The sequence below is a fragment of the Streptomyces sp. NPDC014727 genome, from assembly GCF_043083485.1.
In the GTDB taxonomy this organism is placed as follows: Bacteria; Actinomycetota; Actinomycetes; order Streptomycetales; family Streptomycetaceae; genus Streptomyces.
This window is the reverse complement of the sequence record NZ_JBIBYR010000058.1, coordinates 1-13555: the sequence shown is the minus strand read 5'-3', so window position 1 is coordinate 13555 and position 13555 is coordinate 1. Positions and strand designations below refer to the sequence as shown.

Here is a 13555-nt window from a genome sequence, read left to right as displayed (position 1 = left end):
ACGGCGCCTCCACGGCACCTCCCGACACCGCGCAACGCTCCCCCGCACACTCGAGCGTCCGTGTATTCGGGGACGGTTGGACGATCACACAGTCGGCCGACTCCTGCCCCGACTCTCTCCGGGTCTGTACAGCGAACCGCTCGGGTCACGGGAGGCCAGCGCCAGCGCACCGCCCTCCCGCCACAACTGCTGCCACTGGTAGGCCGACTTCCCGCTCACCCGCAGGCGCCGTGCCACCTCCAACGGCTTGATTCCCTGCGCGAACAACTCGGCCGCCTGCATCCGCACCGACTCACGGCGCAGCCGACCCGCAGCGGTCAGCCCACCCCCATCCGCATACCTCACACACCACGGAATACAGCCACCCCGGCGAACGCGTCGGGGACTTCGAGAAGGTTCACCCCAACGAGCCGAAGTCAGTACCGGTCGCCCACCTCGCTGGAGGGGCATCCTTTATGGGTCTTCTCCCGTGGGCCCCACTGGTGGGCCACCCATTCACTGACAAGTTCCAGGACTTGGGTGCTCACCGGCTGCCTGACGGCGCGACGGTAGCCTTTGGGGCCCAGTGATTGCGGGTCCGGCCGGAAGAGGTGGCTGAGGCCGGCCACGACGTGCCCTTGGAAGGGACCGTGCACCAGGCGGCCGATGACGTCGACGTCCTCGGGGGGAACCTGGAGATCGCCGCCCCCTGTGATCGCGAGGACCGGAACCGTGATCCGGGCGAGCGCCGGCGCCGGGTCGCAGGCGACGAAGTCACGGGTCCAGCGCGCGTTCACACGCTGCCCCTGAAGACGCATCTCGGCCTCGTCGGAGGCTGTGATCCTCTCCAGATTCCTGCGCTGGGCGCGGCCGAGGTCCGTGCGCAACACCCGCAGGACGAGTTTGACCGGCAGGGGCAGCCTGCTGGCCAGTTGCTCGGCCTGCCAGGCGAGGATGTCGCCGCCGGGCCGTGCGGCGGCGGAGAGCAGGACCGCTCCCGCCACCTGCGCGTCGGCGGCGAGTTGTGCCGCGTACCAGGCGCCCTCGCTGTGTCCGACGACCAGGAGGGGGAGACCGGCGGCCCGGTCGGCGAGCCAGGTGAGCGCGGCCCGCGCGTCGGCGAGCCCGTCCTCCATCCCGGCACGCAGGAAGTCTCCGTCGCTGTCCCCGACGCCGCGCTTGTCGTAGCGGAGTGTGGACACTCGGGCCTTCGCCAGGGTGTCCGCGACAGCGCGGGTGATTCCGGTCCTGAGCATCGGCCCACCAGGCAGTCGTGCGTCCGAATCGCGGTTCACCCTGCCGGATCCGGGGATCAACAGGGCGGCGGCGACGGGGTCGGCGGCCGCGGTGAATGTCCCGGCCAGTGAACAGCCGTGGCTGTTGATGACTACCGTCTCGTCAGTCACGAGTTCTTTTCTCTCTTCCTGTGCGCCGCCGGCTTCCGCGTCACTGCGGAGAGCGGCCTCGGTCTGCGCGTGGGCGGGGTCAGTTGGGCAGGGCGTCTTCAACGAGTGCCACGGTCGCGCGGGGATCGGAAACCTGGATCACGAGGCGGGCGTAGCGTTCGTCGGCCAGTTGGATGACCACCGCCTTGGCCGGGTCGCGGACGTCCCAGAAGACCCGTTCGCCGTCGACGTGGAAGGTGCCGGCGGTGACGACGCCCGGAACATGGGTGCCCGGGGATCGGAGCCCCTTGGGCTCCTTGACGATCCCGGGGTCAGCCGTGGCGCCACGCACGTGGGCCAGCGGAATGGTCAGGCGGCTCTTGAGCGCCCAGAGTTTGTCCAGCCCCTCGATCTCCACGATCAGGTTGTCGTCGTCGATGCTGATGTGTGCCATGGTGCTTCCTTTGCTGTGAGAGTGTCAGGGTTGGCCGAGGCGCTGCGCCAGGCCGACGCCGGCTCGGATGATGCCCTCGTCGGTCGTGCCGGACCTGGCGCGTGTGCGCAGACCGATGAGCAGTGCGGTGGCCGCTACGGGTGAGGCGGTGGCGTTCCTGTTGTCGGCGGCGCGGTCCGCGTCGCCGACTGCCCTGTCCAGCGCGGTGAACGCCTCGCCGACAAGTTGGGCCACCTCGGCATCCACCGGTGCCCGTTCGACCGCGGCCAGCAGGACCAGGTCGAGTGCTGTTCCGGTGACCGCGTCGGCGAGGACGTCGTGCGCCTTCTCCGTGTGGCCGCCCGCTGCCGTGACACGCTCCACCAGGCCGGCCACCTCATGCTCCAGGGACCACTTCAGCGCGGCCAGATAGAGCCCGCGTTTGCTGCCGAACGTCTTGTACAGGCTGTTGCGGTGCACACCGAGGTGTGACACCAGGTCGTCCACGGATGCGCCGTCGTAGGTCCGGCTGGCGAACAGCTTCGCCGCCGACCGGACTACGTCAGCCTCGTCGAATCCTCTCGGTCGTCCCATGGAATGACCGTACACAGTTAAGGAACGACCAGTCAAGAACGGTCGTTCCTTAACTGCGCTCCGGGTCTCACGGGACGGGAACGGTTCGGCGGTTGCCGAAGTGATCCGCCCCTACGCTTCGTTCATGAAGATCGTTGAGCCCCTCGTCCGGCCCGGCTCCGGCACCGACCCCTGTGTCTCCATAGAGCCGAGCGTTCTGTACTTCGGCACTCCCGTGGTGCTCCTGACCACCGAGAACCCGGACGCCTCCGTCAACCTCGCGCCGATCTCCTCCGCATGGGCGCTGGGACAGGTGATCGTGCTCGGCCTGGGCCCGGACGGCCAGACCGCGCGCAACCTCACCGCCCGTCCCGAACTCGTGATCAACATCGCCGCCCCCGGTCAGTGGCAGGCCGTGGAGCGTCTGGCCCCGCTCACCGGCCGCCATCCGGTCCCCCCGACCAAGCACGACGGCTGCCGCTTCGAAAAGGACAAGTTCGGCGCGGCGTGGCTGAGCAGCCGCCCGTCCCACACGGTCCGCCCGCCGCGGGTCGACGGATGCCCGCTCCAGTTGGAGGCACGCGCCGAGCGCATCCGGCCGGACGCCTCCGGTGAGTTCCTCATCGTCGAGGCCCACGTGCTGAAGGTGCACGCCGACCCACGCATAGTCGTCCCCGGTACCGATCACATCGACCCGGCCGCATGGAGCCCGCTCATCTACAACTTCCGGCACTACTTCGGCCTCGGCCCGGAACTCGGCCACTCCTACCGCTCCGCCACGCCACGTGATCAGATGGCCGGAGCGCCTGGCAGCGAAGGAGGCGGGCACACGTGACGGCGCCGTACGTCCGTCACTACGGTGCAGCCGAAGGGCCCGCACTGCTCGCGCTGCACGGGATCAAGGGGCACGGCGCTCGCTGGCGGCGCATCGTCGAGACCTCCTTGTACGACTTCTCGGTCATCGCGCCGGACTTGCGCGGGCATGGACGCTCCGACCACGCCCCACCGTGGAACACCGAAGCCCACGTGGCGGACATGCTCGCCGTGCTGGCCGCCCGCAACCTGGACCGTGTGGATCTGCTTGCGCACTCGTACGGCGGGCTGATCGCGCTGCGCCTGGCCCACGCGGCCCCCGAACGCGTAGGCCGCATCGTCCTGCTCGACCCCTCGGCCGGCCTGCCCGCCGGGCAGATGCACGAGCAGGCCCGCCGGACGCTGCGTTCCGGCTTCTTCACGGACCCGGAACAAGCGCGCACGGAGCGGAGGTCGGCCTGGCCGGCCGTCTCCGCCGCGGCCGTGGACGAGGAGGTCGCCGAGCACCTCGTACGACGCAGCGACGGGCGGTGGCAGTGGCGTTTCGAGCCCGCAGCCGTCGTGACGGCATGTTCCGAGATGGCGGGACCAGCCGTCACTCCACCCCCCGCCGTGCCGACGCTCCTCCTCATCGCCGGGCGATCCGGCTTCGTCTCCGCCCAGTACGTCCAAGCGTGCCGGGCGACACTGGGCGAGCGCCTCACGGTGGCGGAACTCGATGCGGGCCACATGCTGTATCTCGAACGCCCTGAGGAGACCGGCGAGCTGATCCGCCGCTTCCTGGCGTAGCCGCGAGCGCCGCACAGTGGTGATCGAGGAGGTCTTTTGGGAGCGCTGCGGGACCCCCGTGGCAGCAGGACGGCGTCGCCGTGGTGGCCGAGTAATTGTCAAGTCCTGTGGATTGGTGGCCCATTGGGGTTGAAGCACCCGCGGGGAAACTGGGCTTGGGTCTCCCGTAGGGGGAGGCACGAAGGTGCAGGCATGAACGGCGACACGCTCTTCACGATCGGGGCCCTGGCCCGGCGGACCGGGCTGACGGTCAAGACCCTTCGGTTCTACTCCGACACCGGAATCGTGCCGCCGACGGACCGCAGCCCGGCTGGCTACCGTCTCTATGACATCGGCGCACTGACGCGTCTGGATCTGGTCCGCACCCTGCGTGACCTGGGGCTCGACCTTGCTGCCATCCGGCAGGTGCTGGACCGGGAGGTCTCCGTGCCCGAGGTCGCGGCCGCACACGCCGACGCCCTGGAGGTGCAGATCCGCACCCTCCGGCTGCGGATCGCGGTGCTGCGAGCGGTGGCCAAACGGGGCTCCACCCCCGAAGAAATGGACCTCATGCACAAGCTTGTCAAGCTCTCCGACGACGAACGCCGACGCCTCATCACCGACTTCATCGACTTCATCGACGATACCTTCGGCGGGCTCGACGCTAATGCTGACTTCGTCGCCATGATGCGCTCGGCCATGCCCGAACTGCCGGACGACCCCGAACCCAATCAGGTCGACGCCTGGGTGGAACTCGCCGAACTCACCCAGGACCCCGACTTCCGCGCTGCCGTCCGTCGCATGGCGGAGTACCAGGCAGCCGAGCGCGCCCAAGGCGACGTCACCGGCTTGCACCACCACCTCACCGAGACCGTCCGCGACAGTGTCGGCCGCGAGCTCGATGCCGGCACCGCTCCGGCCTCGGCCGAGGCCGCATCCATCATCAACGCCCTTACCGCCCGTTACGCGCAAACCTTCAACCGCGCCGACGACGCCGACTTGCACCACTGGCTGCTGACACGCCTGGAGACCGCTGACGACCCCCGCGCGGAACGCTACTGGCACCCGCTGGCCGTCATCAACGGATGGCCCGTCCCGCCCAACCTGGCACCGGTGTTCACGTGGTTCACAGAATCCCTGCGCGCTCACACCCCGCAGGAGTCCCGCGTGCAGTAGTCCTGCGCCTGGCCGGTCGCTCCGATCCTCGCGGCTTCGATCACGCCGCGAGGGTCTCGGAGCGTTCGATAAGGTGACTGCCCTCGAAGCGGGCTCCGGCGCGGACAAGGGCTACGAGGTGGGGAGCGTTCACCGCTCGCCAGCGGGCCTGCGCGGACTCGACGGGCTTGAGGACCATGGCCAGGGCGGCGGCCGCGCTGCCTGCGCCTCGCCTGACCTTTAGTTCGCAGCCGGACGGTGGCGAAGGTCGACTCAATGGGATTCGTCGTGCGCAAGTGGATCCAGTGCTCGGCGGGGAAGTCGTAGAACGCCATGCCCAGCAGGAAGGCGACGAACCCTCCTGACCTCGCCCTTCGGACTCCAGGGCGGCGGCGAGCATCCGCCTCGCACCCTCGCGGACGATGTCGTCGATCAGAGAGCCGGGCATGCCTTCCCGACCGACGGTGCAACGTCGACCTACTCGATGACCAGAAGTCGATCGCTCGCGAAGGTACGCCCATCGCGTTCCGCCCGAGGTCGATCCGCAGGTCATGAGCATTGCTCGTGGTGGCCTTCTGTAAGCCAGTGAAGGCCAGTGCTTCGCCCAGGCCCGGCGGCTGACTGCTTGATCGCGGTCGTGCTGCTGTTCAGCGTGGACAACAAGACGGCAGGAAGCCGGTGTCGCTACCGGCCATGTTGGACCTTTACCAGCTACAGCCGTGACGGCAGCTTCGCGGTGCCGCGCGCCGACCACCGCTTCACCACGTAGGTAGGCCGATCCAGGAAAAGCGCGCCGCTGGCCCGCACCGACACGGGTCGGCTTTGCCGGCCGTCGTCAGGCCGCGCGGGCGCGCAGGCGGCGCAGCATGCGCGCGTCCTCGAAGCCGACCGAGCGGGCGGCGGCCGTGATCGTGGCACCGTGGCTGATGAGGTGCTCTGCGCGTTCCAGGCGCAGGGTCTGCTGGTAGCGCAGCGGGGTGAGGCCTGTGGCACGGTTGAAGAGCCGGGTGAGGGTACGTTCGCTGACGCCGACAGCCGAGGCCAGGCCGGGCAGCGGTAGCGGTTGGTCGAAGCGGGTGTCGATGAGGTCCTGGACGCGGTGCACGGTGTCGTCGAGGTGGGACCGGTGCCGGAACATGGCGCTGGACTGCGGCTCGTGGCCATTGCGGCGGGCGTAGACGACCATGTCCCGGGCTATTCGGGCGGCAACGGCGGGCCCATGTCTGCCGGCGACGAGGTGCAGGGCCAGGTCGATGCCGCTGGCGATACCGGCCGAGGTGATCACCCGGTCGTCGGCGGTGAACAGAACGTCGCGGACGACGACCGCTCCAGGGTGGCGCAAGGCCAGCTCGTCCTGCACGTCGTGGTGAGTGGTGCAGCGACGGCTCTTGAGCAGGCCGGCCCGCCCGAGTGCCTCCGCGCCGGCACATACGCTGGCCACCGTCCCGCCTCTGGTGTGGTGGTCCCGCAAGACCTTCAGGGAGGTGTCGGCGATGGCAGGCGAGTCGGCCAGCGTGACGGCCCGCCATCCGGGAACCACGATCAGGTCCTCGGGCCCGAGTTCGGGCCAGCCGGCCCCGGCCACCAGAGGCAGTCCCTGAGCGGTGGGGACCTGCGGCCGCTCGGCGACATAGCTGAGGGTGTAGGAGTGCCCGAAGGCGGCTGCGGTGGAGAAGACCTGTGCGGGGCCGGCCAGATCCAGCAGATGGACTCCAGGCACCAGAAAGAAGACGACGTGGCTCATTATTCGGTCATCATGCCGGGAGATCCGCCGCGGCCTCCACCTCGTCGACCGTCGCGATGGTGGCGAAGCGGCCGGCAAGGGCGTACTCGGTGCGCCGGACGACCTCGTCGGCGGGCAGGGTACGAGGGTCGGCGAGCAGTTCGGCGACGCTCTGGTCGGCGGGGGCGCCGCGGTGCGGGATCGGGTTGGTGGCGGTCGCATCGACGACGAAAGTGACCAGATAGCCGAGGTCGCTCGCGACGCGAGCGGTGGTCTCCACACACTGCTCGGTGCGGATGCCGCAGAGGGTGAGCTCGCGGACCCCGTGCGCAGTGAGGAGTTGCTGCAGGTTGGTGGTGGTGAAAGCGTTGTGCGAGCTCTTGTGGATCAACGGCTCGCCGTCCTCCCGCCGCTCCAGCTCATCCAGCAGCCGGACGTGGCCGAGGGACGGGTCGAAGACACCGCCGCTCCCGGGCTCGAAGTGCAGTACCCACACCACCAGGTCCCCGGCCCGACGGGCCAGCCGGACCAGTCGGTTCACCTTGTCGGCGATCTTCGGGTCGGAGATCGCTTCCCACAGCGGACGCGCGCGGAAGGACTCCTGGACATCGATGACGATCAGTGCTCGGTTCATGCCCCAAGCCTCAGCCGTTTGGACGGGGCGGCGACAGGCCGCATCGGGTCCCGAAGCGGACCGATCCGGTCAGCCGACACGTGCGGACGCCTCGCTCGCCAGAGGAACTCGGCCACCGACGGCCGCCCCGGCCCGGCCCTCGGTCTCCTGGGACGGCTTCCTGGCGTCGCCTTGTCGACGTGGACTAAATCGTGGTTCTGGATCACTTTCAATGCCAGAGCCACGGAGGGGCACCGAAACCACGATCCGGTACGCGGGATCGGGTGCCCTCAGTAGCCGGCCTTCCGGCCACGGTGCGGAACTGACCGGCGGGAAGGGCGCCCAGGTCATCTTCGACCCCGTCGACGGTCCGGCCCTGGCCGACCTGGTCAAGGCCGCCGCCCACGAAACCGTCATCGTCCTCCACGGCGTTCTCGACCCCACGCCGACCCCGCTGAACACCGGTGAGGTCCTCTTCAAGCACCTCACCATCCGCGGGTTCGAACTCTTCGAGATCACCACCGACGACCGTCGGCGGGCCAAAGCGGTCGCATTTGTCAGCGACGGCCTCGCCAAGGGCGAGCTCGCCCCCGTGATCGACAAGACTTTCCCCTTGGAAGCCATCGCGGACGCCCACCGCTACCTGGAGCCGGCGGCCACCTGTCGCTGGCCATGCTGATGCACTACGCGCAGACCCTCGCCGAGACCCATGAGCGGGAGTTCCTGCGCTACCGGAAGATCACCGCCGACGCCCGCGAGCTGTCCACCGACCCGCGCGACCTCTACGACATGCTGGAGCTGGACAAGCGCACCGACCGGATCCTGCCCAACGGGCTGTTTCTGCTGCCAACCTGTCAGGCATGCGCGAACGGCAACGCCTGCCTGACCTGCGACAAGTTCGCCACGGACGCCACCTTCCTGCCCGAACTCACCACCCAGCGACAGCGCACCGACCAGCTCGTCGAGGAACGGCAGCGAGCCTGCACCGGCCGGACCGGACAGCCGATGAGCGAGGACAACATCTGGCTCGCCGGGCGCCGCCAGAAAGTGGATGCCCTCGGCCGGATCAGCCTCAAGCTGGAGCAGACCCGTCTTGCCGACGGGTCCCCGCAAGCCGTCCGCGGGGCCGGCGTCGACGCCCGCACTGATACGATCATCCGCAGCCAGACCGGGAGCTGACCGGCATGCGCGGCAAACCCGACAACATCCGCCAGGCCGCCGCCCGCAAGAGCGCCGCCGCTCAGGCCCGCGCCGAGAAGGGCCGTAGGCGTCCTTGCCGTAGGCCCAGGTGCCGTGGCTCGGTTTGAGGGCCATGACGAACGGCAGTCCTGCCGCGGGGAGTTGTCTGCGGAAGCCGTCCTGGTCGCCGTAGGCGCAGTCGGCCACCACGGCCCGGAAGGCTACCCCGGTAGCCTTCGCGGCGCGGGCCAGCTCTGCGGCGATCTGCAGCTTGGTGCGGAAGCCGGGGTCGCTCTTGCCCTTGGGGAAGTGATGGGCTGGGCTGTAGGGCACGGCGTGTAGAGGTTCTCATCGGCCCAGCAGGTAGTCACGGTGACGATGCCGTTGTCGGTCTTGCCCAGCCGGCCCAGCCACTGCCGTGCGATGTGCGCGGTCGCCATCCCGTCCTTACGGTCCCCGGAGTCGTCGATCACCAGCACCCCGCCCAGGTGCGGCGCGGTCGCGGGGTCGGCCAGCAGCAGTTCCACCCTGCGGGCGTTGACCCGCTCGCTCCTCGCACAGGCCAGCTGAAGAGCCCAGGCATCCCCAGGCACCGCTGATACCACCGAGCGCCACCCAGATCTCCCCGACCGGGCTCGGCGCTCCGGTCGTCCCCACCCTTCCCTTCCCCAGAGAACCGGAGGCACATCTGTGCGCCCGACCCACCCGATCCGCCGGATCTCGTTCGGCTACCTGCACCTGCCCACCGGCCCGGACGGCCCGCCCGCTGCCGACCGGAGCGAAGACGTTCGCGACCGGCTCCGCGACCCGGCCGCCGCCCGCGACATCCTGGACCTCGACGGCTTCCACCCGCGTCCAGGACATCGTCCTGGGTACCCCCGGCGCCCGCGAGCTGCTCGCCAACCTCACCGACTACGCGACTCTGCGCGCCGGCCTCCGCCGCATCGCCATCGGATGCGCGGGAGGTCTCTAGCCACAAGCAACTGTTGCTGCCTGCACGCCACCCGGACAAAGGGGATTCTTCGTGATAGATAGTGCGGTGGAGGTGGACAGATGGCCCGGTATCCGCTTCGGGACCGCATCGCACTGGCGGCAGCCTTGGCGGGCCCGCTGCTGGTCGCGCTCGTCATGGTGCCCTTCCGGGGCGGCGTGTCGAGCACGAACCTGGCTCTGATCCTGGTGGTGGTCATCGTGGCCGTTGCCGCTGCCGGCAGCCGCCTGGCCGGCGCTCTGGCGGCCCTGTCCGCAGCCGTGTGGTTCGACTTCTTCCTCACCCGCCCCTACCAGAGCTTCACGATCGGCCGCCGCGGGGACATCGCCACCGCGGCCCTGCTGCTGGCGGTGGGTCTGGCGGTGTCGCAGCTGGCTGCCCGCGCCCGGAAGCTGGAGGTGCTCGTCGTCACGGACGCCGACTACCTCCTCCGCGTCCATGACACCGCCCAGCTGGCTCAGTCGGCCTCCTCCGCCGATGTGGTCGTCGACCACGTCAAGCGGCAACTCACCGACCTGCTGCAGCTGCGGCAGTGCCGTTTCGAGTACGGCTCCCTCCTGGGTCACCCCGCTCGCCTGGAGCAAGACGGCAGCGTCACCGTCGGACGCAAGCGATGGGACGTGGACCAGCTCGGCTGGCCCCGGGAGGAGATCGAGCTGCGGGCCAGCGGAGGTGGCCGGTTCCAGGGCCGATTCATGCTCACCCCGGCGCCGAGCACCCGCCCCGCCCTGCAAGCCCGGTTGGTCGCTGTAACCCTCGCCGACCAGGTCGGCGCCGCCCTGGACACAGCCGGCCCCAGCCCACAGCAGTAGCCTCCGGCAGGGTCACAAGACCACCAGCCATCACTCCGAGTTGCCTGATCCGGGCGTGGCAAGGAGCCACGCGCTGCGTGGGCTGGCGGCGAGGCTGATCAAAGGGGAAATCGCTCCCGCCGGGTGACCGCCCCGGCCGTGACCTTCGCGAAGCAGCAGCGCCTCCACGTGATCGACCGCCACACCCTCGGAGTATGGGCGTCCGGCTCACGTCCCTTGTGGGAGCTGTTCCGGGCCGTCCCGCCGCCCTGTAGGCCGACCGCCCTGTCTTGAGCAGCCCGCAGAGTCACGGGGCCGTTCGGTCGGACGCCTCGGTGGGGTCTGTCACCCCCGGAAGACCTCTTCCGCGGACAGTGGCAGGGCCGGCCGTCCAAGCTGGACGCGTTCAAGCCCTACCTGGATGACCGCTGGAACCAGGGCTGCACCAACGCCTGGACGGTATGGGAGGAGATCGTGCCGCTCGGCTATCAGGGCAGCTACCAGCGCGTTCGCGCCTACTTCCGGGAGAAGAGGACCTCGATCACAGCTCGGCCACCCTCACCCCGCGTCGTCGCCGGTTGGATCCTCCGGCGCCCTGAGAGCCTCCCTGATATCGACCACCTTCGACTCAAGGCAGTCCTGGTCCACTGCCCCGAACTCGACGCCCTCACCACGCACGTCCGGTCCTTCGCCCAGATGCTCACCGAGCGCCAGGGCGAACGGCTGCCGCAGTGGGGGTCCCGGTAGTACTCGCCGAGAAAACAACGGAGTAGTCCCTGACCTGGCCCGTTTCTGTGGAGCCGGTGGCTCGTTGAGCTGAGCGGGTGAATCCGGCAGCGACGGGGCGGGCAGATGGCAGCGCGGGTGTTTTCCAATAAGGAGTTGGAGGCCTGCGTTCCTTCCTGGCGATCGGCAAGGACGAGCTGATCCGCTACTTTCGCCCACTCGCACCCTGTAGGCCCGCGCAGGCGTCATTGTCCCCGGACCGCACCTCTTGTGCGGTTTGACCACCAATGACCGAATACTGAGGGGAACCGCTTGTGGAAGTGTCGACTCGACCATTACGGCGAAAGGCCACTCTGCTCAAGGGTGTGGTCGTCGCCCTTGCCTCCCTCGCCGCTCTTACCGTTCAAGCGTCCCCGGCGGCCGCGGATGACGTCTGCGGCAAGCCGGTCGGCGGAGCGATCCTCGCAAAGTACACCGAGCTGGGCCGCGAGACAGGACCGCTCGGCTGTCCGACCGACATCGAACTGGACAACCCCGACGGCGTTGGCAAGCGACAGGAGTTCACGGGCGGCACCATCTACTGGTCCGCCGCCAGCGACGCGCACCCCGTATGGGGCACGATCGGCGGCAAGTGGGGCGCGCTCGGCCACGAGGGCGGGAAGCTCGGCTACCCGGTCGACGACGAACGCACCAACCCCGACGGCGCCGGCAAGCGGCAGCAGTTCCAGGGCGGCTCGCTCTACTGGCATCCCACGCGCTCCAACGGCGTCCACCCCGTCTGGGGTCTCATCGGCCAGCGCTGGGGACAGGCGGGCTGGGAAGGCGGGGTGTACGGCTACCCCATTACCGACGAACTCCAGCAGGAGGGCGTCACCCAGATGTTCGAGCACGGCCCCATCCGGTGGTCGTCGAACGAGATCGCGAACCCGCTGATCCCCCGTGCGAACGCCCAGTTCTTCCAGGGCAGCCCGGCCCCGGGTGATCTGAAGGAGAGCGCCACGCTGCTGCCCAAGGGCCCCGACCGGGGCATCGTCGTGGCGCGCGGCTACATCGGCGACGACGGCAACCCGGTCAACCACTCCCTGGGCAACCACCGCCTGTGGAGCACCGAACCCGAAGCCAGCTCCAAGGTGGCCATCGCCTGGGACACCGCCACGGGCCAGGTCGGGATCTACGTCGACCAGTCCTGTGTCGGGGATCTGCCGTGCCGTAATGCCAAGCCTCTCGTGCGTACCGAGCACGCCAAGGTGATCCAGGACGACCGGACCCCGCAGAACGAGTACTGGGCGGAGCCCTACGGTGACGGCGGCATCCGGGTGGACGTGTCAGCGGTCAACTCGTTCGTGGACGTCCCGGGCTCGCAGTACGCGAATCTCGGCCGGATCAACGCAACGTTCCACATTCACCCGCACGGTTACGACGACAAGAACAAGAACTTCACCGGCTTCGACGTCGACACGAACAAGGACAAGTACCCGTCCTGGGAGGTCCTGCGCTACCCCCGTCTGCTGGAGAACTCCGGTTCCCCGCAGGTTCTGTGGCAGGGCACCGTGTGGCAGGGTTCCATCTTGGACCTGAAGGCCCCGCAGCACCTGTGCTACCGGAATGACCCGGACCACGCACCCGTCAGCATGACCTGCAACTGATCAACGCGGGAGGGCCGGTCCGTCCGGTCCTCCCACTCAGTCCACCGGCACGATGTACGCCCTGGCGCTGGGTACGGAATATGCCAGCAGGATCGTCACCAGCCGTAAACGGCGGTGATCAGTCAGCTGGCCTGGAGGGTCGGGGCAGTTCTGCCGTGTTGGTCGACTCGGCGAGCGCGAGACGGCCTCCCCTCAGCTCGGGCACGTAGTTGTAGATGGTGTTGCGGGAGACCCCAAGGAGCTTCGCGATCGAGGTGACGGTGGTTTCCGGACGGGCGAGCAGGTCGCGTGCGTGACGTACCTGTTCGTCAGTCATCGCCGGCGGGCGGCCGAGTCGGGGTGAGGGTGAAGTAGCGGATCAGCTCGTCCTTGCCGATCGCAGGGAACGAGCGCAGGGCCTCCAACTCCTCATCGGAGAACACCCGCGTTGCCATCTGCCCGCCCCTCTCGCCGCCGGATTCACTCGTTCAGCCCAACGAGCCACCGGCTCCACGGCAACGGGCCAGGTCAGGGGCTACTCCGTTGTTTTCTCGGCGGGTACTACCGGGACCCCCAGTGGCTCGACGCCGTCCGACGCGACGACCTCCCCAGTCTCCACACCCTGGCCGCAGGCATCGAACGTGACCGTGATGCCGTCATCGCCGGTCTCACCCTGCCCTGGAACTCGGGCGTCGTCGAAGGCCACGTCAACCGGATCATTCTGTGGAATCTGATTTGTCAACATCATGCCTATTTGAGCAGTTCCATGGTCCACTCTCGTTGCTCGGCGGTGTCTGGGAC

At 68.7% G+C, this 13555-nt stretch carries 17 protein-coding genes and 3 pseudogenes; 9 read left to right on the top strand and 11 right to left on the bottom strand.

Going from position 1 to position 13555, the window contains the following annotated elements:
- Nucleotides 1-84: 84 nt before the first annotated feature.
- The 4 genes from ACF1B9_RS37545 to ACF1B9_RS37530 form a co-directional block, all read right to left on the bottom strand.
- Nucleotides 85-345 carry a helix-turn-helix domain-containing protein gene (locus ACF1B9_RS37545; RefSeq protein WP_391795978.1) on the bottom strand — a complete coding sequence of 87 codons (261 nt, stop codon included), beginning with the start codon at nucleotides 343-345 and terminating at the stop codon, nucleotides 85-87.
- A 71-nt stretch (nucleotides 346-416) separates the two neighbouring features.
- Nucleotides 417-1385: an alpha/beta hydrolase gene (locus ACF1B9_RS37540; protein WP_391746919.1), complete on the bottom strand. Its 969-nt coding sequence runs from the start codon at nucleotides 1383-1385 to the stop codon at nucleotides 417-419.
- 79 nt (nucleotides 1386-1464) lie between these two features.
- Nucleotides 1465-1818, bottom strand: a complete 354-nt coding sequence (locus tag ACF1B9_RS37535; protein WP_391746918.1) for a hypothetical protein — start codon at nucleotides 1816-1818, stop codon at nucleotides 1465-1467.
- A 24-nt stretch (nucleotides 1819-1842) separates the two neighbouring features.
- The gene (locus ACF1B9_RS37530; protein WP_391746917.1) at nucleotides 1843-2391 is read right to left on the bottom strand and encodes a TetR/AcrR family transcriptional regulator; all 549 of its coding nucleotides are present in this window, start codon (nucleotides 2389-2391) and stop codon (nucleotides 1843-1845) included.
- 124 nt (nucleotides 2392-2515) lie between these two features.
- Here ACF1B9_RS37530 and ACF1B9_RS37525 point away from each other — a divergent pair, with 124 nt between their 5' ends.
- The 3 genes from ACF1B9_RS37525 (at nucleotide 2516) to ACF1B9_RS37515 (ending at nucleotide 5127) form a co-directional block, all read left to right on the top strand.
- Nucleotides 2516-3205, top strand: coding sequence for a flavin reductase family protein (locus ACF1B9_RS37525; protein WP_391746916.1), 690 nt, complete (start codon nucleotides 2516-2518; stop codon nucleotides 3203-3205).
- A complete protein-coding gene (locus ACF1B9_RS37520; protein ID WP_391746915.1) occupies nucleotides 3202-3972 on the top strand; it encodes an alpha/beta fold hydrolase in 771 nt (256 codons plus the stop codon). Before ACF1B9_RS37525 ends, ACF1B9_RS37520 begins: the two co-directional genes overlap by 4 nt.
- Nucleotides 3973-4164: 192 nt before the next feature.
- Complete coding sequence (locus ACF1B9_RS37515) at nucleotides 4165-5127, top strand: MerR family transcriptional regulator (RefSeq protein WP_391746914.1); 963 nt, start codon at nucleotides 4165-4167, stop codon at nucleotides 5125-5127.
- 40 nt (nucleotides 5128-5167) lie between these two features.
- Here the strand turns inward: ACF1B9_RS37515 and ACF1B9_RS37510 are convergent.
- The 3 genes and pseudogenes from ACF1B9_RS37510 to ACF1B9_RS37500 all read right to left on the bottom strand — a co-directional run.
- Nucleotides 5168-5441, bottom strand: a pseudogene (locus ACF1B9_RS37510) (transposase); the annotation flags it as partial.
- A gap of 500 nt (nucleotides 5442-5941) precedes the next feature.
- A complete protein-coding gene (locus ACF1B9_RS37505; protein WP_391746913.1) occupies nucleotides 5942-6850 on the bottom strand; it encodes a GlxA family transcriptional regulator in 909 nt (302 codons plus the stop codon).
- A gap of 10 nt (nucleotides 6851-6860) precedes the next feature.
- Entirely contained in the window at nucleotides 6861-7463 is a 603-nt protein-coding gene (locus ACF1B9_RS37500) for an isochorismatase family protein (protein WP_391746912.1), read from the bottom strand.
- 211 nt (nucleotides 7464-7674) lie between these two features.
- On the opposite strand from ACF1B9_RS37500, the gene ACF1B9_RS37495 reads away from it, so the two are divergent.
- The gene (locus ACF1B9_RS37495; RefSeq protein WP_391746911.1) at nucleotides 7675-8121 is read left to right on the top strand and encodes a zinc-binding dehydrogenase; all 447 of its coding nucleotides are present in this window, start codon (nucleotides 7675-7677) and stop codon (nucleotides 8119-8121) included.
- Nucleotides 8115-8621, top strand: a complete 507-nt coding sequence (locus ACF1B9_RS37490; protein WP_391746921.1) for a hypothetical protein — start codon at nucleotides 8115-8117, stop codon at nucleotides 8619-8621. The genes ACF1B9_RS37495 and ACF1B9_RS37490 overlap by 7 nt, the downstream gene beginning before the upstream one ends.
- Nucleotides 8622-8735: 114 nt before the next feature.
- On the opposite strand, the pseudogene ACF1B9_RS37485 reads toward ACF1B9_RS37490, so the two are convergent.
- Nucleotides 8736-9148 (bottom strand): annotated as a pseudogene (locus ACF1B9_RS37485) (transposase); the annotation flags it as partial.
- 526 nt (nucleotides 9149-9674) lie between these two features.
- Between ACF1B9_RS37485 and ACF1B9_RS37480 the strand changes: the two are divergent.
- The 4 genes and pseudogenes from ACF1B9_RS37480 to ACF1B9_RS37465 all read left to right on the top strand — a co-directional run bounded on the left by ACF1B9_RS37480 (nucleotide 9675) and on the right by ACF1B9_RS37465 (nucleotide 12775).
- A complete protein-coding gene (locus ACF1B9_RS37480; RefSeq protein WP_391746910.1) occupies nucleotides 9675-10424 on the top strand; it encodes a DUF4118 domain-containing protein in 750 nt (249 codons plus the stop codon).
- A 120-nt stretch (nucleotides 10425-10544) separates the two neighbouring features.
- Nucleotides 10545-10697, top strand: a pseudogene (locus ACF1B9_RS37475) (restriction endonuclease); the annotation flags it as partial.
- A 180-nt stretch (nucleotides 10698-10877) separates the two neighbouring features.
- Entirely contained in the window at nucleotides 10878-11150 is a 273-nt protein-coding gene (locus tag ACF1B9_RS37470; protein WP_391746909.1) for a hypothetical protein, read from the top strand.
- Between the two features lie 344 nt (nucleotides 11151-11494).
- The gene (locus ACF1B9_RS37465) at nucleotides 11495-12775 is read left to right on the top strand and encodes an LGFP repeat-containing protein (RefSeq protein ID WP_391746908.1); all 1281 of its coding nucleotides are present in this window, start codon (nucleotides 11495-11497) and stop codon (nucleotides 12773-12775) included.
- A 118-nt stretch (nucleotides 12776-12893) separates the two neighbouring features.
- Here ACF1B9_RS37465 and ACF1B9_RS37460 read toward each other — a convergent pair whose 3' ends face one another.
- The 3 genes from ACF1B9_RS37460 to ACF1B9_RS37450 form a co-directional block, all read right to left on the bottom strand.
- Nucleotides 12894-13091: a helix-turn-helix domain-containing protein gene (locus ACF1B9_RS37460; RefSeq protein WP_391746907.1), complete on the bottom strand. Its 198-nt coding sequence runs from the start codon at nucleotides 13089-13091 to the stop codon at nucleotides 12894-12896.
- Nucleotides 13084-13209 (bottom strand): hypothetical protein, encoded by a 126-nt coding sequence (locus ACF1B9_RS37455; protein ID WP_391746906.1) that lies wholly within the window; start codon nucleotides 13207-13209, stop codon nucleotides 13084-13086. The genes ACF1B9_RS37460 and ACF1B9_RS37455 overlap by 8 nt, the downstream gene beginning before the upstream one ends.
- 80 nt (nucleotides 13210-13289) lie before the next feature.
- Nucleotides 13290-13555: hypothetical protein (locus tag ACF1B9_RS37450; protein ID WP_391746905.1), on the bottom strand; the 266-nt coding region annotated here is incomplete at its 5' end.